The 21,838-nt window shown below is 43.1% G+C and carries 17 protein-coding genes, 1 riboswitch and 1 other annotated feature; of the genes, 5 read left to right on the top strand and 12 right to left on the bottom strand.

The features are described from left to right. Position 1: 1 nt before the first annotated feature. Positions 2–997, bottom strand: coding sequence for an ABC transporter substrate-binding protein (locus J7E52_RS16410; protein WP_214748614.1), 996 nt, complete (start codon positions 995–997; stop codon positions 2–4). 134 nt (positions 998–1,131) lie between these two features. Then, positions 1,132–1,241, bottom strand: a riboswitch (TPP riboswitch). 310 nt (positions 1,242–1,551) lie between these two features. Here J7E52_RS16410 and J7E52_RS16415 point away from each other — a divergent pair. Continuing rightward, positions 1,552–2,379 carry a protein-glutamine gamma-glutamyltransferase gene (locus J7E52_RS16415; RefSeq protein WP_286197816.1) on the top strand — a complete coding sequence of 276 codons (828 nt, stop codon included), beginning with the start codon at positions 1,552–1,554 and terminating at the stop codon, positions 2,377–2,379. A 66-nt stretch (positions 2,380–2,445) separates the two neighbouring features. Here the strand turns inward: J7E52_RS16415 and rarD are convergent, their stop codons facing one another. The 7 genes from rarD to ezrA all read right to left on the bottom strand — a co-directional run bounded on the left by rarD (position 2,446) and on the right by ezrA (position 11,727). After that, on the bottom strand, positions 2,446–3,375 hold the full coding sequence (rarD, locus tag J7E52_RS16420) for an EamA family transporter RarD (RefSeq protein ID WP_214748617.1): 930 nt from the start codon (positions 3,373–3,375) through the stop codon (positions 2,446–2,448). Between the two features lie 80 nt (positions 3,376–3,455). Then, positions 3,456–5,057, bottom strand: a complete 1,602-nt coding sequence (locus J7E52_RS16425; RefSeq protein ID WP_214748620.1) for an amidohydrolase — start codon at positions 5,055–5,057, stop codon at positions 3,456–3,458. A gap of 152 nt (positions 5,058–5,209) precedes the next feature. Beyond that, entirely contained in the window at positions 5,210–6,793 is a 1,584-nt protein-coding gene (gene mbcS / locus J7E52_RS16430; protein WP_214748623.1) for an acyl-CoA synthetase MbcS, read from the bottom strand. Positions 6,794–7,157: 364 nt separating this feature from the next. Next, a complete protein-coding gene (locus J7E52_RS16435) occupies positions 7,158–7,364 on the bottom strand; it encodes an alpha/beta-type small acid-soluble spore protein (RefSeq protein ID WP_125160175.1) in 207 nt (68 codons plus the stop codon). Positions 7,365–7,446: 82 nt separating this feature from the next. Continuing rightward, positions 7,447–8,658, bottom strand: a complete 1,212-nt coding sequence (gene thiI, locus J7E52_RS16440) for a tRNA uracil 4-sulfurtransferase ThiI (protein WP_214748625.1) — start codon at positions 8,656–8,658, stop codon at positions 7,447–7,449. Then, positions 8,655–9,803, bottom strand: a complete 1,149-nt coding sequence (locus J7E52_RS16445; protein WP_214748628.1) for a cysteine desulfurase family protein — start codon at positions 9,801–9,803, stop codon at positions 8,655–8,657. The genes thiI and J7E52_RS16445 overlap by 4 nt, the downstream gene beginning before the upstream one ends. Positions 9,804–10,032: 229 nt before the next feature. Then, positions 10,033–11,727, bottom strand: coding sequence for a septation ring formation regulator EzrA (ezrA, locus tag J7E52_RS16450; RefSeq protein ID WP_214748630.1), 1,695 nt, complete (start codon positions 11,725–11,727; stop codon positions 10,033–10,035). A 168-nt stretch (positions 11,728–11,895) separates the two neighbouring features. On the opposite strand from ezrA, the gene hisJ reads away from it, so the two are divergent. After that, positions 11,896–12,699 (top strand): histidinol-phosphatase HisJ, encoded by an 804-nt coding sequence (hisJ, locus tag J7E52_RS16455; RefSeq protein WP_214748633.1) that lies wholly within the window; start codon positions 11,896–11,898, stop codon positions 12,697–12,699. A gap of 1 nt (position 12,700) precedes the next feature. Here hisJ and refZ read toward each other — a convergent pair whose 3' ends face one another. After that, positions 12,701–13,351, bottom strand: a complete 651-nt coding sequence (gene refZ / locus J7E52_RS16460; protein WP_214748636.1) for a forespore capture DNA-binding protein RefZ — start codon at positions 13,349–13,351, stop codon at positions 12,701–12,703. 154 nt (positions 13,352–13,505) lie between these two features. Between refZ and J7E52_RS16465 the strand changes: the two genes are divergently transcribed. Next, positions 13,506–13,985, top strand: a complete 480-nt coding sequence (locus J7E52_RS16465; RefSeq protein WP_214748640.1) for a GAF domain-containing protein — start codon at positions 13,506–13,508, stop codon at positions 13,983–13,985. 1 nt (position 13,986) lies between these two features. Here J7E52_RS16465 and J7E52_RS16470 read toward each other — a convergent pair whose 3' ends face one another. Next, complete coding sequence (locus J7E52_RS16470; RefSeq protein WP_214748643.1) at positions 13,987–14,205, bottom strand: hypothetical protein; 219 nt, start codon at positions 14,203–14,205, stop codon at positions 13,987–13,989. A 332-nt stretch (positions 14,206–14,537) separates the two neighbouring features. Between J7E52_RS16470 and rpsD the strand changes: the two genes are divergently transcribed. Further along, the gene (gene rpsD / locus J7E52_RS16475) at positions 14,538–15,140 is read left to right on the top strand and encodes a 30S ribosomal protein S4 (RefSeq protein ID WP_063232686.1); all 603 of its coding nucleotides are present in this window, start codon (positions 14,538–14,540) and stop codon (positions 15,138–15,140) included. A 96-nt stretch (positions 15,141–15,236) separates the two neighbouring features. On the opposite strand, the gene tyrS is transcribed toward rpsD, so the two are convergent. Next, positions 15,237–16,493, bottom strand: coding sequence for a tyrosine--tRNA ligase (gene tyrS / locus J7E52_RS16480; protein ID WP_214748646.1), 1,257 nt, complete (start codon positions 16,491–16,493; stop codon positions 15,237–15,239). A gap of 66 nt (positions 16,494–16,559) precedes the next feature. After that, positions 16,560–16,776 (bottom strand) — a binding site (T-box leader). A 149-nt stretch (positions 16,777–16,925) separates the two neighbouring features. Between tyrS and J7E52_RS16485 the strand changes: the two genes are divergently transcribed. Continuing rightward, positions 16,926–19,973: a transglycosylase domain-containing protein gene (locus J7E52_RS16485; protein ID WP_214748649.1), complete on the top strand. Its 3,048-nt coding sequence runs from the start codon at positions 16,926–16,928 to the stop codon at positions 19,971–19,973. Between the two features lie 132 nt (positions 19,974–20,105). Here J7E52_RS16485 and acsA read toward each other — a convergent pair whose 3' ends face one another. Further along, positions 20,106–21,824, bottom strand: a complete 1,719-nt coding sequence (gene acsA, locus J7E52_RS16490; RefSeq protein WP_214748652.1) for an acetate--CoA ligase — start codon at positions 21,822–21,824, stop codon at positions 20,106–20,108. Positions 21,825–21,838: the final 14 nt, after the last annotated feature.

Below are 21,838 nucleotides of genomic sequence, written 5' to 3' on the forward strand. Positions count from 1 at the left end.
CCTATTTTGGTAAAAATTCATTGGTAAATGCCTTTTCAGGATCGAAATCACCTTCAAGAAGCTTATTTTCAGTCATCCAATCACTGTAATTCTTCCAGATTTCCAGTTTTTGTTCACCCCAACGCGGAGCATCATCCTGATACTTGGCTGCAAGCCACTCCTGGCTTTTCTTTACTAGTTTTGCATCAAGATCCGGCGCAGACTTAATTAATATGTCTGCTGCATCAGCAGGATTCTTAATCGCAAACTGGTACCCTTTCGAAGCTGCATGAACGAATGCTTTAACAGTCTCGGGATCTTCTTTTATCATCTTTTCATTTGTAGTCAAAACAGGCGTATAGTAATCAAGCTTATCAGAGTATTCGGTTAAGTAAACCATATTAAGCTTTTCATTTCGCAACTCGGCCTCAATGCCTGTCCATCCATAATAAATCCAGGCAAAATCTATATCCCTTTTAACGGAAGTGAAAAAATCCATGTCTCCTGTATTGACTATATCCACTTTATTTACATCCGCATTTTCTTTTTTCATGAGTGAATCAATAATGGCCTTTTCAACCGGAGACCCCCAGCCACCATACGTTTTCCCTTCAAAATCCTTGGGAGTTTTAATGTTCTTTGCCTCAGGTGAAGCGAATCCAGAGGTATTATGCTGGATGACGGCAGCAACCGAAACAATCGGCACGCCCTGCACGCGGGCCTGTGTTATGCCCTCCTGGTAGCTCACGCCAAATTCAGATTTTCCTGAAGCAACAAGCTTATCAGCTCCAGCTTCACCTGGCATGATAATTTCCACGTCAAGACCTTGCTCTTTAAAATAACCTTTTTCCTTGGCTACATACAATCCTGTATGGTTTGTATTCGGTGTCCAATCGAGCACGACCGATACCTTTTTTAATTCTTCATTTTTAGATGCTTCTTCTTTTTCATTAGTTCCGCCTGAACCACATCCAGCCAAAAGGAACAACGAAGTTAACAGTGGTAAGAATTTATTCAAGTCATTATCCTCCTACACATCATATAAGATCCATATGCCGGAACCATAATGGGGCTCCAGGGTCTATTCAAATACTGGATAAAAAAGCAAAAAACGCCCGAAGATGAATTCGGACGTTAACATACAAAACAGAAAGTCAGTAATAATATGTTCCCTCCGCTGGCATCACCCAGATCAGGTTCAAAGAGTCAGCATCTAAAGGATGCAATCTCAGCCAGCAGTACTGGCCCCCCTACATTTCTCGCACATATGAACTTTTCTCTCTCATTATATCAATTCATGGGGAAAAGGGAATACTAATTTGCTTCTTCTCACTAACTGGAAAGATTTTCCTCTCTCTTGAGGATATCTAGCAAAACATCTTTTGGAAGGGAAATGATTGAAAGCAAGATCATTCTGCCTTCTTTCATTCCAATCGTTCTTGACTGCAACTTTGTGGCGTTCCAAATAGTCATTTCTTTGCTGGCATTCATATAATGAACATTACCTGTAGACATTTTTGTGTACCGGCATTATTAAACCCTTAATTTCATAAGCAAAAGGTGGATATGATCATGATAAAGATTAATCACAGATGGTTAGATGTCAGTCAAATCCAACCAGTTACAGCATCTGCAGAATCGCTTGAAATTCTCCAATTGCTGGCGGAAGATTCTAACGTTTTTGAATACCGGAACTTTGGTGAGTTTAATTTCGATATACAGCTGAGGCACCGTGTCATTGATGCAGCGATTTCATTGAATAAAAGTGATGCAGAATTTTCCACACTTGAGGAATCGCAATCCAATGAACAATATTGGCACCTTTCAAAGGATGGCACCTTTACCCTTCAGCCAGGGATTTTCCCTCATGCTGCACTCCTGGACATTTTCAGGAATGGAAGGCTTTATGCCTTCGAATGCGGGACAGCAATAGTCGTCACTTTTTTAAAGGCCATTTTGGATTTGATCGGCCCTAGGAATTTCGACTACCTTTTTTCAAACCTTTTTTTATATGACTGGCGCCCTCCACAGAATATGGCTCTTAATGTTCATAAAGGGAGGGACTATTTACCAGGTGATTGTGTTTACTTCAAAAACCCTGATCACGACGAGGCAACTCCTGAATGGCAAGGTGAAAATGCCATATTATTAGGGCAAAACCTCTTTTATGGCCATGGAATCGGGATTACCACTTCACAAGGAATCATCAATGAATTAAATAGCAACAGAAAGCCGAACGCAACCATATCAGCATTCCTGACTACGCATATCATTTTCCTGGATAGTTCCTTTTATAGACAATTCCAACCGAATATCCCCCGAGCAAAGCCCGATCACAGTCCTGTCAGCCTTTCCAATTGTATTGTTTCTGAAATAGGTTCGAAGATTTACCTTTCATGACCTTTCTGTTTTAACTACCGGCATAAAAAAATGCTTGGGGAGAGATCTCCCAAGCATTTTTTTTATTCACGCACCAATATTCCCTTTGCCTTTAAGCCTGCGGACATTTGCCTGCCCCCATTTCGTTATGGATAGTGTATAAACAGCCAAGGCTGACCATATGAACAAAAAGGCTAAAAGATGCGCTTTGGTAAAACTTTCATGATAAATGAATACCCCGATCAATAAAGATAAGGTCGGAGCGATATACTGAAAAATGCCAAGCATCGATAACGGGATCTTCTCCGCCCCTTTTGCAAAATATAAAAGAGGCAAGGCCGTGACAATTCCGCCGCCCACCAACAGCAAGCTTGTGCTTCCCGCTGTAAAGAATTGCATTTCTGATCGGTTCATCAAGTATATCAGGTAACCCAGGGCCAGAGGCGTTACCATCATCGTTTCGAGCGTCAGCCCGATCGCCGCTTCGGCCTTGATCATTTTTTTTGCCAGACCGTATAAACCAAAGGTCATGGCCAAAACAAGAGAGATCCACGGGATCGTGCCGAAATGAATGCCCAGGATCAAGACTCCTATTCCTGCAAGCAGGAACGAAATGATTTGGGCCCCGCTCAATTTTTCTTTTAAGACTATCACTCCCAATAGTACACTGACTAGCGGATTGATATAATATCCAAGGCTCGTGTCGAGGATCCGTCCTGAGTTAACGGCCCAGATGAACACTCCCCAATTAGCTGTAACAAGCAGTGACGCCGTTAGTAATGCCGCAAAGAGTTTGGGATTTCCCAATATGTTTTTGACATAAACAAGAAACGCCTGCCATTTTTTCATGAACATCAATAAAACCAGCATGAACACGAAAGACCATATTACCCTCTGGGCTAAAATTTCTGTTGCACCGACTCCCTGAAGAAACTTCCAGTAAATCGGCACGACTCCCCACATCATGTAAGAAAGGGCTGCATAGATCGCCCCTTCTTTTTGTTCATCCACTTTCATAACCTGCCTTCTTTCCATTTACATTCCTTTATCTAATTCCATCTAACAATTTTGTATTTCCATTTCTTTTTTTGCAACTGTTATTTTTTATCAAACATGATTTTGTCATCGATGACCGTCATGACAGCCTCAGCTTTTAGGAGGTCATCCGGCGCCACAGTAAAGACATCCAGATTAAACACGGTAAAATCGGCATCGGACCCTTTAATGATCACACCGCGTCGTTTTTCCTGGCCGATGGCTGCAGCACTCCCTTTTGTATACAGTGCGAAAGCCTCGAAAACGGAAAGCCTTTCACCCAAGCCATATACGGTATGGTCCTCACTATTGATTTTCGTCCTTGTGACAGCTGCATGAATGCCCAAAATTGGATTTAATGGCTCAATGGGTGCATCCGACCCTCCCGCACAAATGATGCCCAAATTCAAATAGGTTTTCCAGGCATAGGAGGATTCCAGTAGATTGGCTGGAACCTTTTCTTCCACCCACGGAAAATCGGACGGGACGAAGCCCGGTTGGATATCAAAGATTAGCGGCAGCTTTGCGGCCCGCTGCAACAGCTCCGGCCGGACGATCTGCGCATGTATGAGCCGGTCCCTCTGTCCCTCTTTCGGGGGAAGGGCCTCAATTGCATTCAAGACGTATTCAAAAGCGAGATCGCCAATCGCATGGACAGCGATCGGCATTCCGGCATCCCTTGCTTTTTTCACCAATTCCTGAAGCTCGCTTTCAGTGAATATCGCGACTCCATTCGTATTCTTTTGATCTACATAAGGCTCGCTTAACAGGGCTGTACGTCCGCCTAAGGAGCCATCCGTAAATATCTTCATGCTGTCGAATTTGATATATCGCGTACCTTTCTGATAACCGCCGCCTGCTGCCAGCATTTCTTCAAACGCTTCATGATGGACGAGTAAATTGGCGCGAAAGGCCATTTCCCGGTCCTCGATTACCGATTTAAACGCCTGATATGTCGGAATGAAGCCATTGTAATAATGGAGGTCCTCCGTATGTCCGCCAGTCAACCCTAGCTTATATGCGTCTTCTATGGCCTCTGTGAGCGCGTTTTCGATATACTCTTGATCAATGCCGGGAAGGCTGTCTAAAATAAGGTTCTGCGCCTGACTTTCTTTAAATAAACCATTTAAACGTCCATCAGGATAACGGCAGATCACCCCGCCCGAAGGTTCTTTAATATCATCTTTAATATCCGCTTCCAAAAGGGCGCGGGAATTGACCACCAAGGCATGACGGCAGATCCTTTTCAATACGATGGGATGTTCTTTCGATATCGCATCAAGCTCATCCCGTAATATCAATTCAGGACTCGGCCATTCATTTTCATTCCACCCTTCGGCAACAATCCACTTTCCAGCCGGGGTCTTTGAGCACTTTTCCTTCAAGGATTTCATGACGGACTCCCTGCTATCCATCAAAGAGAGGTCTAAACGAAGCAGCCTTTCACCATGCCCGACCAAATGAAGGTGACTATCCACTAACCCAGGCAGCATCGTTTGTCCTTTTAAGTCGATTTCCCTGGAAATATTGCTGGCATATTCATTTTTCAAGTAGTCCAGGCTACCGGTATCAACAATTACCCCCTTTTCAGTGAAGACTGCCTCCACTTGATCGTTTTCTTTAACCATCGTATAAATCGACCCATTGAACCATAACGTTCCCATCCGGCTTTACACTCCTTATTAAATGATTGTTACTGTGCAGATATGCAGTAAGTGTACCATCTCATATCATGAATTCCCATATTTATGCTTTTGTCAAAGCCCCTGTTAATAAAAAAAACGCCAGCCTTTGAGGCTGACGGTAATGCTTTCGATCAATTGTTAAGCAGTGCTTCTTCCCTTTTCCGTAAATCCACCCGTTTGATTTTACCTGAAGTGGTTTTGGGCAGCTCTTCTAAAAATTCGATTTTCCTAGGATATTTATATGGGGCAGTCAATTCTTTCACGTGCGATTGGAGCGCCTTGATCAAGTCTTGGCTGTTCGGATCGATATCATCCATCAAGACGACATACGCCTTGACCACATTTCCCCTTATTTCATCAGGACTTGCTATAACGGCACACTCTTTAACATATGGATGCTTAACGAGTGCATCTTCCACTTCAAACGGTCCAATCGTATATCCTGAGCTGATGATGATATCATCAGAACGACCCTCAAACCAGAAGTAACCATCCTCATCCTTTTTCGCCTGATCGCCAGTGATATAATAATCCCCACGGAATTGCTGCGATGTCCGCTCGGGATCTTTAAAATATTCTTTAAAGAGAGCAGGTGTATCGACATGTACGGCAATATCCCCAACTACCCCAGGAGAACAGGGTTTACCGGAATCATCAATGATTTCCACATGGTTGCCCGGTGTCGGTTTGCCCATGGAGCCCAATTTAATTTCCATTCCTTTTGTTACACCTACCAACAGGGTATTTTCAGTCTGTCCATATCCATCACGCACTTCAATATGGAAATGGTTTTTAAAGACCTCGAACACTTTTTGATTTAAAGGCTCTCCTGCTGATACAGCACTATGAAGATGGGATAAATCATAGTCATCCAGGTTATCCACCTTTGCAATCAATCGATACTCAGTTGGTGTGCAGCATAATGCATTCACTTTGTAGTCCTGAAGCAGCTGAAGATATTTTTCCGCCTCGAACTTCCCATGATAAGCAAGGCCGGTCGCTCCCGTTCCTAAAACCGCCAGGAAAGGACTCCAGATCCACTTTTGCCAACCTGGGCCCGCAGTTGCCCAAACCACATCCGTTTCGCTGATGCCGAGCCAGTTTGCAGCAGAAGTTTTCAAATGTGCATAAGCCCAGCCATGTGTATGGACGACCCCTTTTGGATTTCCTGTCGTACCGGAAGTATACGATAAGAAAGCCATATCCTCACTCTTCGTGTCAGCCATAGTAAGCTGATCGGATTCCACATCGGCAAGCTCATTCAAATCCAGCCAATTTTCGATTCGTTTTCCGATTGAAAATTTCAGGAGGCTTTCCGCTCCTTCTATTTCATTCACTTCATGAGTATTTTCATGATAACTGATGATTCCTTTGACATCACCATGGTTGACTCTATACTGCAAGTCCTTCGCACGAAGCATTTCCGAACAAGGTATGACAATCATGCCAATTTTCAATGCGGCTAAATACACTTGATAAGCTTCTACCAAACGAGGGATTATGATAAGGACCGTGTCGCCTTTACCCAGTCCTTTTTTCTTTAAGGCATTTCCAATTTTATTTGCACTCTTTAGTAAATTCTCATATGTAAGTTGTTTTTTATCTCCGGTTTCGTTCTCCCAGAGTATGGCAACTTTTTCTGGATCTTTTGCATAACGTTCCATTTCACTCACTAAGTTGTAATGTTCCGGAGCCAATAAGTCTTCACGCTTCATATTCTTCCCCTCCAATTATGAACTCTTAGTACCTACTCATTATACAAGATACTTCTCTAATATTTCTATTTATTTTTACAAATAAATAAAGAGAGCGGGTGTCAGATCCCGCTCTCTTTAGACTGTAGTCAAATTCGATGAATGCCTGGAGTTGCAGTTGATTTCAGCAATCCGCTCCCTGTCCGCCAAGCCTCATCAAAGCAAGCGTCCGTGAGGTCCGGCTAGCCAGTTCTGCGCCAAACTTCTTAAATCCAGTGAGTTTTCATATTATATAATACAGTAAAAAAACCATGTAGTATAACCAAGTCGACAAACAGAAGAGAGCGGGTGTTAAAACCCGCTCTCTGTAGCCATATTTATTAAATTATCTGTTGAATCCTCCGCCTAATTGTTGTTCAGCCATTTGAACAAGGCGTTTTGTGATTTCTCCACCAACTGAACCGTTAGCGCGAGATGTTGTGTCGGCACCAAGTTGTACGCCGAATTCGGAAGCGATTTCATATTTCATTTGTTCTAGAGCTTGTTCAACTCCAGGTACCAATAATTCGTTTGAGCTGTTGTTGTTTGCCATGTGTTTTTCACCTCCTTGTGATTATAGAGTGTGTTAAAACACATGGCTTCATTCACACATTTTTATTGGTAATTACAGGATATTAAAATAAGTCTTCCATCGCTTCTTCCTTATCGAAAGTCTGACCAGGTTTAACCGTCAATATTTCTGTTTCGGAGACCGCTTTTTCAATCAAGGATTCAAAGTCGACGAAGCTTTCATAGTAATTGACCTTTTCACGTTTCGGTTTCGTTTTTGGGCTTGCCGGCGTAAAGACCGTACAGCAATCTTCATACGGCAGATTGGATATTTCAAAAGTATCAAGCTCTCTTGCAATTTTGATGATTTCCGTTTTATCCATGGTAATCAGCGGGCGCAGGATCGGTGTATTCGTCACTTCATTGATGGCAAACATGCTGCTCATCGTCTGGCTCGCAACCTGTCCAAGGCTTTCACCGGTAATCAGTGCCATTGCTTCCTCCTTTTCACGAATTCGATCGGCGACCCGCATCATTAAACGACGGGTTGTAGTCATTGAGTAGTTTTCCGGGATTTGTTTTTGAATCAATAATTGGATTTCCGTAAATGGAACGATATGCACTTTCATGCTTCCACTTATTTCCGCAAGCTTGCCCGCCAAATCAATGACCTTTTGACGTGAACGTTCGCTCGTGAACGGTGGGCTGTAAAAATGGATCGCTTCCACGTCCAATCCCCGTTTCATCGAAAGGAATCCCGCAACAGGGCTATCAATCCCGCCTGAAAGCATCAGCATCGCCTTTCCGCTTGACCCGAATGGAAGGCCGCCTGCCCCCTGGATGATTTCACCTGTCAAATACACGGCTTCGCGTCTCACTTCCACTAGCAGGTTCAAATCAGGGTTCTTTACATCCACTTTTAATTCTTCTGTATTTCGAAGCAAATGCCCGCCTATTGCCCTGTTAATTTCATCAGTATTATATGGAAAATCCTTATCCGCGCGTTTTGTCGTGATCTTGAACGTTTTTACCTCTTCAAGAGTATGATTAAGGTAATATAATGCTGCCGTTTTCATCACTTCCAGATCACGCTCTATTTTTATCGCAGGGCTTAATGACTGAATTCCAAAAATGCCTTTCAATCGGTCAATGACAGGCTTATGGTCCGCACCGTTCAGGAGAACGTACATCCGTTCCCGGTTGGCTGTAAGCACTACGTCTTCTATATCTTTCAAACTCCAGCGGATATGTGCCTTCATTTTGTCTACAAAGCCTTTACGGTTTCTTTTTTTCGTGGAGATTTCTCCATAACGGATAATTATATGATCAAATTTCATTTTGCAACCCTCATTATTTTTTCTAAATTAGCGACTATTTTCTGTATCGCCACCAGAACTTGCTTTGCTTCTTCCATTTCATTGCCATAGGTAGTACTGATTCGGATGACGCTTTCGGAACGAGCAGAATTATGGAACATCTCATCCACCGTTTTGCTTACGGTCCTTTTTTTCGAAGAACAGGCACTAGTTGTCGAAACATATATTCCTTCCGATTCAAGTGCATGAAGCAATACCTCTGATTTAAGTCCCGGAACGGAAAAATTCACAATATGGGGTGCCCCTTCTTCAGGACTGTTAACCAACACCCCGTCCATTTCCTTCAAACCTTTATATAAATAAGTTTTGATTTGCTGCAGCTTATCATGATACAGCAATTGATTGTTCATACTAATACGCAAAGCCTTCGATAGGGCGACGATTCCCGCAACATTTTCGGTGCCGCTCCTGATCTTCGTTTCTTGATTGCCGCCATGGAAAAGCGGATCGACCCGAACGCCTTCACGAACATAAAGGATGCCCGTCCCCTTCAAGCCGTGGACCTTGTGGCCGGAGATTGTACATAAATCCACATTGGCATCACGCAATGATAACGAAACTTTGCCTGCTCCTTGCACATTATCGACATGAAAAAGCACGTTTGGGTATTGTTTTAACAATTTGCCGATTTCAGCAATCGGCTGTATTGAGCCAACTTCATTATTAACATGCATGACGGAAACCAAAATGGTATCTTCCCTCAATGCATCCTTAAGATTTTTTACATCGATTTGCCCAAATTCGTTAACGGGAAGATATGTGATCTCATAACCTATTTTCGTCAATGATTGGCAAGCATCTTCTACAGAAGGATGTTCAATCGCTGTCGTGATTATGTGTTTGCCTCGTTTTCCCTGAGAGTGTGCGGCCCCTTTGATGGCAAGATTATTTCCTTCCGTCCCCCCGGAAGTGAAATATATTTCCGAACTCTTCACCTTTAATAAATCAGCGATCTGCTTTCTTGCAGCGGAAAGCAGTTTTTCTGATTGCACCCCAAGTCCATGAAGCGAAGAAGGGTTCCCGAAATAGTCCGAAGTAACCTTCATGAATGAATCGATTACTTCGGGATATGGTTTTGTTGTTGCACTATTATCAAAATAAATCATGGGCTCACCTTCCATGTTTTTGTATCTATATGGTCACTCTACTAAATATAAGTTTCAATGTTGCTGTTGCAACTTCTAATATTAACATAATTGAATTTGAAAGAGAATGTAAAACACTGGTCCATGAATGATAGGGGACCTGCTTCTTTTTATTCCCGCAGAATGATTTGAACTTCCCACCTATCCATTGGGGGTCCGGTAAAAGAAAAAACCCGCCATGGCGGGTTTTTTAGGAAAGGACTTCTTCTATGTTCGCCCCGATTTTTCGTAAACTGCCTGGGTCGACCTTTTCTATGGCCGTTGCTGCCGTTTCCAATGCTGCTTGATATTCATAGCTTCGGAATTTAGCTTCGGCTTCCCTAAGGCTCTCGGCAACCATATCGTGACTGCTTCGATAGCGATTTCCGAATTGGATCACCTTTTCGGCCAAATACATATGTTCGATCAATTCATGGGCTTTTTCGTGGACCCTATTCACCTGTTGAACCGCTTTTTCCAAATAAATATAAACAGCGGCCATGTCAAGCGGCTTTTCTTCAAGTTTCCCCTGAACGTCATCCATGCTTTCTTTGGCATCCTGAAGCACCAATTTATACTCTTCTGGAAGTCCTGGAATATTGCTTTTTGCAATTAAACGTCCAGTATCGACCATTTTGCGTTTCAATTCAGCCAATGAATCCCTGGCATCCATTTCATCTTTCCGCAAAGCCTGTAATTTAACGGTAAAGTCTTTCTGATTTTCCTGCAATTCCTTCAACTGTACTGTCAGCCCCTGCATCTCTTCGCTGATAAGGGAGCTTGCCATCACATTATCCTCCATTTTCAAGACAAGCAATTGATGGCGTTTCGAAATCTGGGCAATCTGCTTTTCCATTTTCCGTTGTGCATCGAGCTCATTTTCCGTCAGATGATACGTGTGTTGAACATGTATGGTTTCAACTTTAAGTTTATCGTTTTCATATTCAAGGTCACTAATCGTTTTCCTGAGAACTTCATCATTTTTCAAGATATACTGTTTTGAAAGTACCTCTTTTTCCAAAAGGTCATAAAGCACCTCAATGCTTTCGCGCATATCTTTAATGCCTTTATCCACGGCTTCCGTTTCGGCATTTTCCAATTGTGTTTTATATAGTTCCAGTTCTTCCTCAAGCCGGGATATTTCCTGCTCGAATTGGATATGGCTCAACAGATACCCCTGTCCTGACATCTCCTCATAACCATCCTTCAATTCTTGGAGCTGGGAATGCAGCTCGGATTGGCTATCAACCAATAATTTCGGGAGCATTTCCATTTTAACTGACAGAACCGCCAATTTTTCCTTAATGGATAGAACAAGCTCCCTCGCATTCAAATAATTGCCGTTCACGGTCTCTTCTTCATACTTCTGAAGGATCTGCAACACTTCATCCAAGGTATTTTCCAGCTTATCAGCCGCTTTCCCGTAATTATGCCTGTGTGCAAGCAGGGATTTCTTCAATTGACGGTAGGATTCCTTGATATCCTCAATTTCCAATCGATTTTTTTCCTCACTGCCTACGAGTTCATTCAGTTCGTATAAGATCTTTTTGATCATTTCCTCGATTTCATTCAGCTTGACTGTAATTTTGCGCTGTACTTCTTTTGATCGGCTGAAACGGTATTTATCGACGAATTCCTCGGCATCGAATAAAAGCTCTTCGACTTCGGGCATATGATCGGTAATGATGGCATCCCATTCAATGCGCCAGTTTTCGAACATTTCCTCTGTTTCACCTGTCATGTTCAATTGTTTGACTTTAGAAAGCTCTTCCAGCACGGGGCGGTGCATGATGCTTATTTTCCAGGATTCCAGTCGATCTATTTCTTTAAAATATCTCTTTTTGAAAAAATAACCCCAAATGATGAAAATCAAAATTAATACAATTACCCCAATTATGTAATCCATGGTAAGCCCCCTGTTCTAGTCCTTACAGTCTTGCTCATTTATATATCAATTTTAAAAATGTTAAATTTAATGCTTTTATGATACCATGTTAGCAATAATTTTTGACGAGAAAAATGATTTTTTTGTAGAAAATTGCTACAAATACCTGTTTTTTGGGAGGGAAGGACCATGAAAGCTGACGGTCATGTGCACACTCCGTTTTGCCCTCACGGCTCTACGGATAAATTCGATGAATATATTACGCGGGGAATCAAGCTAGGATTAAAGGAAATCACATTTACGGAACATGCTCCACTGCCACAAAATTTTCAAGATCCTACGCCTGAAAAAGACAGCGGCATGGACGCTGCCCTGCTCCTGGATTACTTTCAAGAGCTCCGCGTACTGAAAGAACGCTATAAAGACAAAATCCTGATCAAAACAGGTCTGGAGGTTGACTTTATAGAGGGTTATGAAAAAGAAACAAAAGAATTCCTCGACGAAATCGGAGAATTCCTTGATGATAGTATACTTTCCGTCCACTTTATCAAGCATCAAAGCAGTTGGCACTGCATCGATTTCAGCGAAAATGGGTTTGGTGAGATTGCCAATGAACTAGGTTCAGTGGAATCGGTGTATGCCAAATATTACGATACACTGGAAAAATCAATAACAACTGATTTAGGCATTTATAAACCAAAACGGATCGGGCATATAACGCTTGTCCATAAATTCCAGCATCGATATCCGCCGGCAGCTAGTTTTGACGAGCGGGTTTACAAGGTGCTCGACATGATCAAAGAACACAGGTATGAACTTGATTATAATGGAGCCGGGCAAGTAAAGCCGCTATGCGGTGAACCCTACCCTCCTGAACGGTTTGCAAAGTATGCTTTCGATCTCGGCATTCCGCTTATTTACGGTTCCGATGCCCATCAGGCAAAAGATTTGGGTCAGGGCCATCAGGCACTGATTGAAGGGTTCAATGGGTAACTCATGTATACACTTCAGGCCGGCAGGCTAACAGTGGCTGTAGGTCTATGAAAAGGGTATCTTGCAGAAACCGTCCGACTTCATTTGCATAAATATTCGTGTAATAGGCTTCCTGCGGGAACACATGAAGCACATCCATCGCATAATGGGTATGCAGGACAGGGGCCGTCAATAAGCCCTTCAACTGCAGCATATACATGGGAACGGAGACCTGCTGGAAACTCCTGCTCTTGATCCCTTGCTCCAAAATATATTGAAAATAAGACTTTTCCTTTGTAAAATAAGTCGAATGAATTTCGCGATTCAAATTGGAATCGAGTGAAGATTCCCCATATATGAACCGTGCAGCAAGGAAGTTTTCCCTCTGGAAAGCGAGAATATCCTTTACAAGATTCATCAAGCAATGCTGCGGGCCTTTAAGTTCCAGCTGTGTCATGTTCGTCTCGAGGACCAGGATATACTCTTCTAAATAGGAAGTGAAACAGAATTCCAGCAACCCCTGCTTATTCTTGAAATAGTAGGCAATATTTGCAGCGTTCACTTTCGCTTTATTCGCAATATCCCGTATGGATGTAGCATGATAGCCTTTTAAATGAAATAAATGCAATGCAGCTTCCACAATGGCTTGTTTCGTTGGCGTCTGGCGATTCATTCAGGCAATCCCTCGCTTTCTTTGAGACAAGTCTTGTGGACTACTTCTTCACGGAAGAGCCTGAATCCTTTAGTAAGTTCTCGACAATTTCCCAACAATAAAGCATCATGATCAGAAAGTGCTGTAAAAATATGCGGAAGACAGGTGAACGCTTTTGTTTAATGTCGAAATGTATCAAGGAAAAAAAGAAAATAACTATGAACTGGTCCAAAAACAACTGCTTGCCTTAATCGAAGATGAAACGAACCGAATTGCCAATTTAAGCAATGCGGCAGCTTTACTTAATCAGTTTCTTGATGAGATTAACTGGGTCGGCTTCTATTTATACGAAGAAGGCCAATTAATTCTAGGACCCTTCCAGGGTCTTCCAGCCTGTGTCCGCATTCCAATGGGCAAGGGCGTTTGCGGGACTTCAGCGGCAACTGAAAAAACCCTGCGCATAGAGGATGTCCACCAATTCCCTGGACATATCGCCTGTGATGCGGCATCGCGATCTGAAATTGTCATACCGCTCATGAAGGATGGCAAATTGATCGGTGTCCTAGATATCGACAGCCCGGTCACGGACCGTTTTGACGAACTGGATCAGCAAGGACTGGAGGAGTTCGCTGAAATCCTTTCCAGGCATCTATAAGTTAAAGGGAGCGGCAATCATTGCCTGCTCCCTTTTCCATTACAGGACCCATGTACATGTACCCGGCCCTTCCTGAATTCTTCGCAATATATAACGCCTCATCGGCCCTTTTGACACTTTTAGGGAACCTTCCACATTCCACTTTGAAATGATGCAAAAGGAATAAGATTGAACCATACCAAATGGCAATGGCTCCCAAGAAAGGTCGGAAACCATCCATGATTATTATCTCATCATAACGCTTACAATGAAAAAGCCTCCCTAAAAATTGCTTTTTTTTAAAATTTCCTGCTGCGATTCTCTTTATCTATTCCTTAATTAATCACAACTGTCCTTGACTCATTGAGCAGAATATTATACAATACTCTTTGTGTAAAATATTGCAGCCTATGTGACAGCCTTTATGTTCTCATTTTGTTCCTCAATACAGAGGTGTATCTCGTAACTCTCTGCTGCTAGGGCGAAGGTACATGAAAACAAAATGGTCATGATCGTACATTCACACGGTTTTTATTTTACCCAAATAAAAACATTTAAAGGAGGAGTCATCCTATGGCTCGTTATACTGGCCCAAGCTGGAAACTATCCCGTCGTTTAGGAATTTCCCTAACAGGTACTGGTAAAGAATTAGAAAAACGCCCTTATGCTCCAGGACAACATGGTCCTAACCAACGTAGAAAAATTTCTGAATACGGAATGCAACTACAAGAGAAACAAAAACTTCGTCACATGTACGGAATCACTGAACGTCAATTCCGTTCAATGTTCGACCGCGCTGGCAAACTTAAAGGTGTACATGGTGAAAACTTCATGATTCTTCTTGAATCACGTCTTGACAACCTAGTTTACCGTCTTGGTTTAGCTCGTACACGTCGTCAAGCACGTCAACTTGTTAACCACGGTCACATCACTGTAGACGGAAGCCGCGTAGACATTCCATCTTACAAAGTGTCTCTTGGACAAACAATCGCAGTTCGTGAAAAATCACGCAACTTCTCAATCATCAAAGAATCAGTTGAAGCAACTAACTTCGTTCCTGATTTCCTTACTTTCGATGCTGAGAAATTAGAAGGTACTTTCACTCGTTTACCAGAACGTTCTGAATTGCCTGCTGAAATTAACGAAGCTCTTATCGTTGAGTTCTACTCTCGTTAATAACTTCAAAAACCCCATCCTTGGATGGGGTTTTTTTTGCACCTAAACACCCTTGCATGACAAAGCCCGGCTGGGATTCAGCCGGGCCTTTAACAATCATTTCACTAATGTGTATTTCTTCTTGCCGCGACGAACGAGGATGAACTCCCCTTCAATCTTGGCAGCTTCCGTCACTACATATTGCAGATCAGTCACTTTCTCCCCATTTATGGAGATTGCCCCATTCTGAATATCTTCACGGGCTTGACGCTTTGATGGCGAAATTTTCGCTTCGACGATCAAATCGACCAAACCGATATCTTCCTTGCTTTCACGTTCGAAGCTAGGGACATCTTTGAAGCCCAATTTGATTTCCGCTGCACTTAAATTCTTCACCTCACCGCTGAATAGGGCGGCAGAGATTTTGATTGCCTGGTCAAGAGCTTCCTGACCATGAATCAAACGGGTCATTTCTTCCCCTAAAGCTTTTTGCGCTTTACGCAAATGCGGTTCGGACTGTACGGATTGCTCTAACTCTTCAATCGCCTCACGAGATAGGAATGTGAAGAATTTCAGGTATTTCACGACATCAGCATCGGCTGTATTGATCCAGAATTGGTAAAATTCATACGGAGTCGTCTTTTCAGGGTCAAGCCAAATTGCTCCGCCTTCCGTCTTACCGAATTTCGTTCCATCCGCTTTCGTTACGAGCGGGATCGTCATACCGAATGCTTTTGCATCCTCATCATTGGATTTCCGGATCATTTCAAGGCCGGTCGTAATATTGCCCCATTGATCACTGCCGCCAATTTGCAATTTACATTCGTAATTGCTGTATAAATGACCGAAATCAATTCCTTGTAAGATCGTGTACGCAAATTCAGTAAACGAAATTCCCGTTTCCAAGCGGGAAGCAACCGTATCTTTTGCCAGCATGTAGTTAATGCCGATGTATTTCCCGTAATCACGCAAGAACGTAACCATATCGATTTTTCCTATCCAGTCATAGTTATTGACCATGACCGCACCATTTTCACCGTCGAATTCAAAGATGTGGGACAGCTGCCCTTTTATGCAATCGGCATTATGAAGCACTTTTTCCAGCGTTTGCAGCTGGCGTTCCTCTTTTTTACCGCTTGGATCACCGATAAGTCCAGTCGCACCACCCACTAATACAATAGGACGATGACCGTGCTGCTGGAAACGGCGCATTGTCAAAAATGGCAGTAGATGTCCGATGTGCATACTATCAGCAGTTGGATCGACACCACAGTATAAAGAAATTTTCTGTTTTTCTAAAAGGTTCTTAAAACCTTCTTCATCCGTTTGTTGATAAATAATCCCTCTCCACTCGAGGTCTTTAAGCAATTCCATTGAATATTCCTCCTCCATCTTAGAAAAAACCCGCAAAAAGCACACAAAAACGCCCCTTCATAAATATGAAGGGACGAATGAATTCGCGGTACCACCCAACTTGAGGACATAATATGCCCTCCGCTCAAGACGAATAACGGCCGTCAACCGTTTCCTGCTACTAATCATTTCACAGCAAATGCTCAAGGAAGTAATTCATCATACCATTTGTACCGATTTCCACTAACCACCGGCTCTCTGAAACAGGGATAGTCTGACTACTGGGTCCTATCATCGCGATCATTTAATCATTTTATTATTGTTAATAAACTTTTATCATACATAAGAATCATTGTCAACATCACCCTTACAGATTCTAGAAAAATAAGAAAGATGCCCTTTCCCCTACCTGTTATATGCTATAATATATGTGATTTCAGGGGGTATGATACGATGAATAATAATCAAAAAGATAGATTTCTAACAGTCTGGAAGCAGCTGACCCGTTTTTTTCAAAATGAAAAAACACAAAAGAACGCACGGGTTACATACCAAGTCATTTGGAATTTAACGCTGATCCTCATTATTGTCGGGATTCTAGGATTCTCATTCGCCGGCGGCGTCGGGGCCGGCTATTTCGCTGCCCTCGTCAATGATGAGCCGGTACGCTCAAAAGAAGATTTGAAAAAAGACATTTACAATTATGAAGAGACCTCTGAAGTATACTTTGCTGATAACGTATACTTGGGCAAGCTTAAGAGTGACCTTGAGCGTGAAGAAGTGTCCATCGATAAAGTTTCCGAGCATCTAAAAAATGCAGTCATCGCTACAGAGGATGAGTATTTTTATGAGCATGACGGGGTTGTTCCGAAAGCCATCCTGCGTGCCATTTACCAGGAATTTTCGAATGCAACCGTCCAATCGGGGGGAAGTACATTAACACAGCAGCTCATTAAAAACCAGGTCCTGACCAACGAAGTATCGTTTGAACGGAAAGCAAAAGAAATTCTTCTTGCGCTCCGGGTCGAAAAGTTCTTTGAAAAAGAAGAGATTTTGGAAACCTACTTAAACGTCTCCACTTTGGGACGAAACTCTTCAGGCCGTAACATCGCTGGTGTCGAGTCCGCCGCTGAAGGTATTTTTGGCGTGGAGGCCAAAGATCTGACACTGCCCCAATCTGCGTTTATCGCTGGATTGCCGCAAAGCCCTTTCGGTTATACACCATATACCCAGAAAGGAAAACTGAAAGAAAATCAAGAGCCCGGCATCAATCGGATGAAAACCGTTTTAAAGCGGATGTATAGTAACGGATACATAACAAAAGAAGAATATGATAAAGCAAACGCATACGACATAACAAAAGACTTTATCGGTAAAACGGAGATGCCATCCGAGAAATATCCATGGCTCACCTATGAAATCGAAAAACGCTCCATCGAAATCCTCTCTGTCAGTCTGGCAAAAGACGATGGATATGAAGAGAAAGATTTAAAGAATGATGATTTAAAAGATCAATATCTAGCACTTGCTGATCGTAAGCTGCGTCAAAATGGCTATCAGATTTATACGACAATCGATAAAAAGATTTATGACAAGATGCAGGAAGTAACGAAAAACTATCCGAATTACGGATACGATAAAACGGCACAAGTTGTCGACCCTGATACAAAAGAAATGAAAACGGTGAGTGAGCCCGTTGAAGCCGGGGCCATTCTAATCGAAAATAAAACAGGAAAAATCATCAGTTTCGTAGGTGGCCGTGATTTCAAGCGGGAACAGACAAACCATGCAACCGCATCACTGCGATCAAACGGATCCACGATGAAGCCGCTGCTCGTATATGGCCCAGGGATCGAGTTAGGAAAGATCTCACCTGGAAGCGTATCGGCCAACGTCCCCATTTCCATTCCAGCAGGAAAAATGTGGAGTCCAGGAAACTATGGCGGCGGTAGCTATACGGGGGTAACGACTGCCCGTGAGGCACTGAAGAATTCCTATAATATCCCGGCAGCGCTCTTTTACATGAAAATAATCAACCAAGGTCCAGCTTCCTATTTGGAAAAAATGGGCTTTACAACAGTGACTAAAGAAGATTACTCTAATCCATCCATGTCACTGGGAGCTATGTCAAAAGGTGTAACCGTTGAAGAAAACGTCAATGCATTTGGCACATTTGCCAATTCAGGGGAATTCGTCGATGCTTATATGATCGATAAAATCGTATCAAAAGATGGCGAGGTCATCTATGAACATAAAGCGAAACCAGTGGAAGTATTTTCTCCGCAAGCCGCTTACCTGACGCTTGATATGATGCGTGATGTCGTAAACAGCGGGACGGCAGCTTCGGTCAGGAACCGACTCGCTTTCTCAAGTGATTGGGCAGGTAAAACCGGAACTTCACAAAACTATTGGGACGCTTGGTTCGTCGCTACCAACCCTAATGTATCATTCGGTACATGGCTGGGATATGACACACCGAAATCCTTGCAAGGGACCTATAATGGTCTTGAATATAATAAACGTAATATGTATTATTGGGCAGATCTGATCAATGCCGCATATAAAGTCGATCCTAAACTCATCGACCCCGATAAGCGCTTTGAAATGCCGGGCGGAATTGTCAGCCGTTCCTTCTGTGGCGTTTCAGGACTGCTGCCTTCAAGTGCATGCCAAAAGGCCGGGCTTGTCAAATCGGATTTATTCATCGCCAAATATGCTCCATCCAAGGCGGATGATAGTTTCATAGATGGACAATATGTATCAGTCGGCAGCAAACGCTACGCAGCCCTTCCGCAAACGCCTGGCGAATTCACAAGCGGCGGGTTCATGTTGAACCCCGATTCCTTTGCAGATATCGGATTGAAATATGTCGATGACCCGGGATCTGTGATTCCTGGAGGCGAAAAGTCAGGAAATGTCGTCGGGGCGAAAGCGAAATTGAATGATAATGGCAAATCACCCGATCCCCTATCCATAACGATCAGTAACGGTAAGATTACATGGGGCTTGCATCATGAAGGAGATGTCGTCGGTTATCGTGTCTATAAAGACGGCAAAAAAGTGGCGAGCATCAACGCTGGGGAGAGTCTTGTTTACAAAGTCGGCTCAGGCGGTTCCTATTACGTAACGGCCGTAGACATAGTCGGTAAAGAATCCGCACCTTCTCAACGTGTTGAAAGCGGCGCTAAAAAGACAGGTTCAAAAGAAGACTCCACAAAAAATAAAGATGATCGTGGAAAAGATAAAATAGCTAACGAAGATAAAAAACCAGACTCAAAAGAAGAGAAAGGTTCAGATAAAGATCAAGAAAAAGAACCAGAAAAAGAACCAGAAAAAGAAACGGAAACCGATAAAGATAAAGAGCCAGCTCAAGACAAAGATCAAGACAAAGATCAAGACAAAGAGAATACAGACAAAGATAATCAAGAGACCGACAAAGATCAAGACACAGTCAATGATAAAGAGCAAGATACGGATAAAGCTGAAGAAGAGGAAGAATGACGCTCTTATTAAAACAGGCTGTCGGGTTAGCCCAACAGCCTGTTTCCTTATAATCTCCCCAAAAAGGCATCCATGAAAGTGACCTTCATGGATGCCTTTTTTCCTTTTCAATAATCAGTATGACTCAGTTTCTCAATCCTCCATCGATGATAAATCACCAGTTGGAAGATCCAATTCCCAAGCTTTCAAGACACGGCGCATGATTTTACCGCTTCTTGTTTTAGGAAGTTTATCCCTGAATTCAATTTCTCGAGGTGCCGCATGTGCTGCTAGGCCATGCTTTACAAATGTACGAATTTCCTCAATCAACTCATCGTTTGCATCATATCCGTCACGAAGGGCGATAAACGCTTTAATAATTTCCCCCCGAACCGGATCCGGCTTACCGATGACCCCCGCTTCGGCTACGGCTGGATGCTCGACCAACTTGCTTTCCACTTCGAAAGGTCCGACTCTCTCCCCTGCCGTCATGATGACATCATCAACACGGCCTTGGAACCAGAAATATCCATCTTCATCCATATATGCGGAATCTCCGGAAACATACCATTCACCTGGCATAAAGTAAGATTCATATTTCGCTTCATTCTTCCAGACGGTCTTCATCATCGAAGGCCAGCCTTTCTTGATGGCAAGGTTCCCCATTCTATGCGGTGGAAGCTCGTTGCCTTGATCATCCACTATTGCCGCTTTCACACCTGGAATCGGTTTACCCATCGAACCCGGTTTGATTTCCATGCAAGGATAATTGCAGATGACCTGAGCCCCGGTCTCCGTCATCCACCATGTATCATGGATACGGTGATTGAATACCTTCATTCCCCAGCGCACCACTTCCGGGTTCAACGGTTCACCGACACTTAAAATATGGCGGAGGGTGCTCAAATCGAACCGCTTAACGATTTCGTCACCTGCGCCCATCAGCATCCTGAAGGCAGTCGGGGCACTATACCATACCGTGACACCAAAGTCCTCCAACGTCTTGTACCAGGATTCAGGCTTGAACCGCCCGCCTACAATGACATTCGAGGTCCCTGTCAGCCAAGGTCCAAAGATCCCGTAAGACGTCCCTGTCACCCATCCAGGGTCCGCTGTGCACCAATACACGTCCTCATCCTGCAAATCAAGGACCCATCTTGCCGTTTGATAATGCTGGATCATCGCATTATGAACGTGTAGCACTCCTTTTGGTTTGCCTGTGGAACCTGAGGTGTAGTGAAGAATCAGACCGTCATTCCGATCCACCCATTCAATTTCGAATTTTTTGTCGGCTTCTTTTAATTTTTTATTGAAGTTATGGTAATTTCCTTCTTCTTTTATATTTTCCCCCACCAAGAAAATATGCTTTAAATGGGGTAATTCATCCACTGGGACACGCGGCAAAAGTTCAGGTGTCGTCACGATCACACTTGCCTCACTATCTTCAAGGCGATCTCTTATTGCGCCTTCCATGAAGGCTTCGAACAACGGCCCTACGACCGCTCCCGTTTTAATCGCACCCAACAATGCAAAATATAGCTCCGGGGAGCGAGGCATGAAGATGAATACACGATCACCTTTTTCCACATTGGCAATGTTCTTGAACACATTGGCCGCTTGATTCGTATAATCTTTCATTTCCTTGAATGTATACTTTTCATTTCTTTTATCGTCTTTGTAATAAAGGGCCACTTTATTCTTTTTGTATGTTTCGACATGGCGGTCAATGGCTTCATACGCAAGATTCACTTTACCGGTTTCAGACCAGGAGAATTCCTTTTCCGTCTCAGACCAGTCAAACTTCTTGTATTTTTCATCATAATTCTTTAAATTAAAATTACCTTCCACTACTGGCAACGCTTTCACATTCATACGACAAACTCCCC

It is taken from the genome of Bacillus sp. ISL-34 (assembly GCF_018613325.1).
GTDB lineage: Bacteria > Bacillota > Bacilli > Bacillales > DSM-1321 > Peribacillus.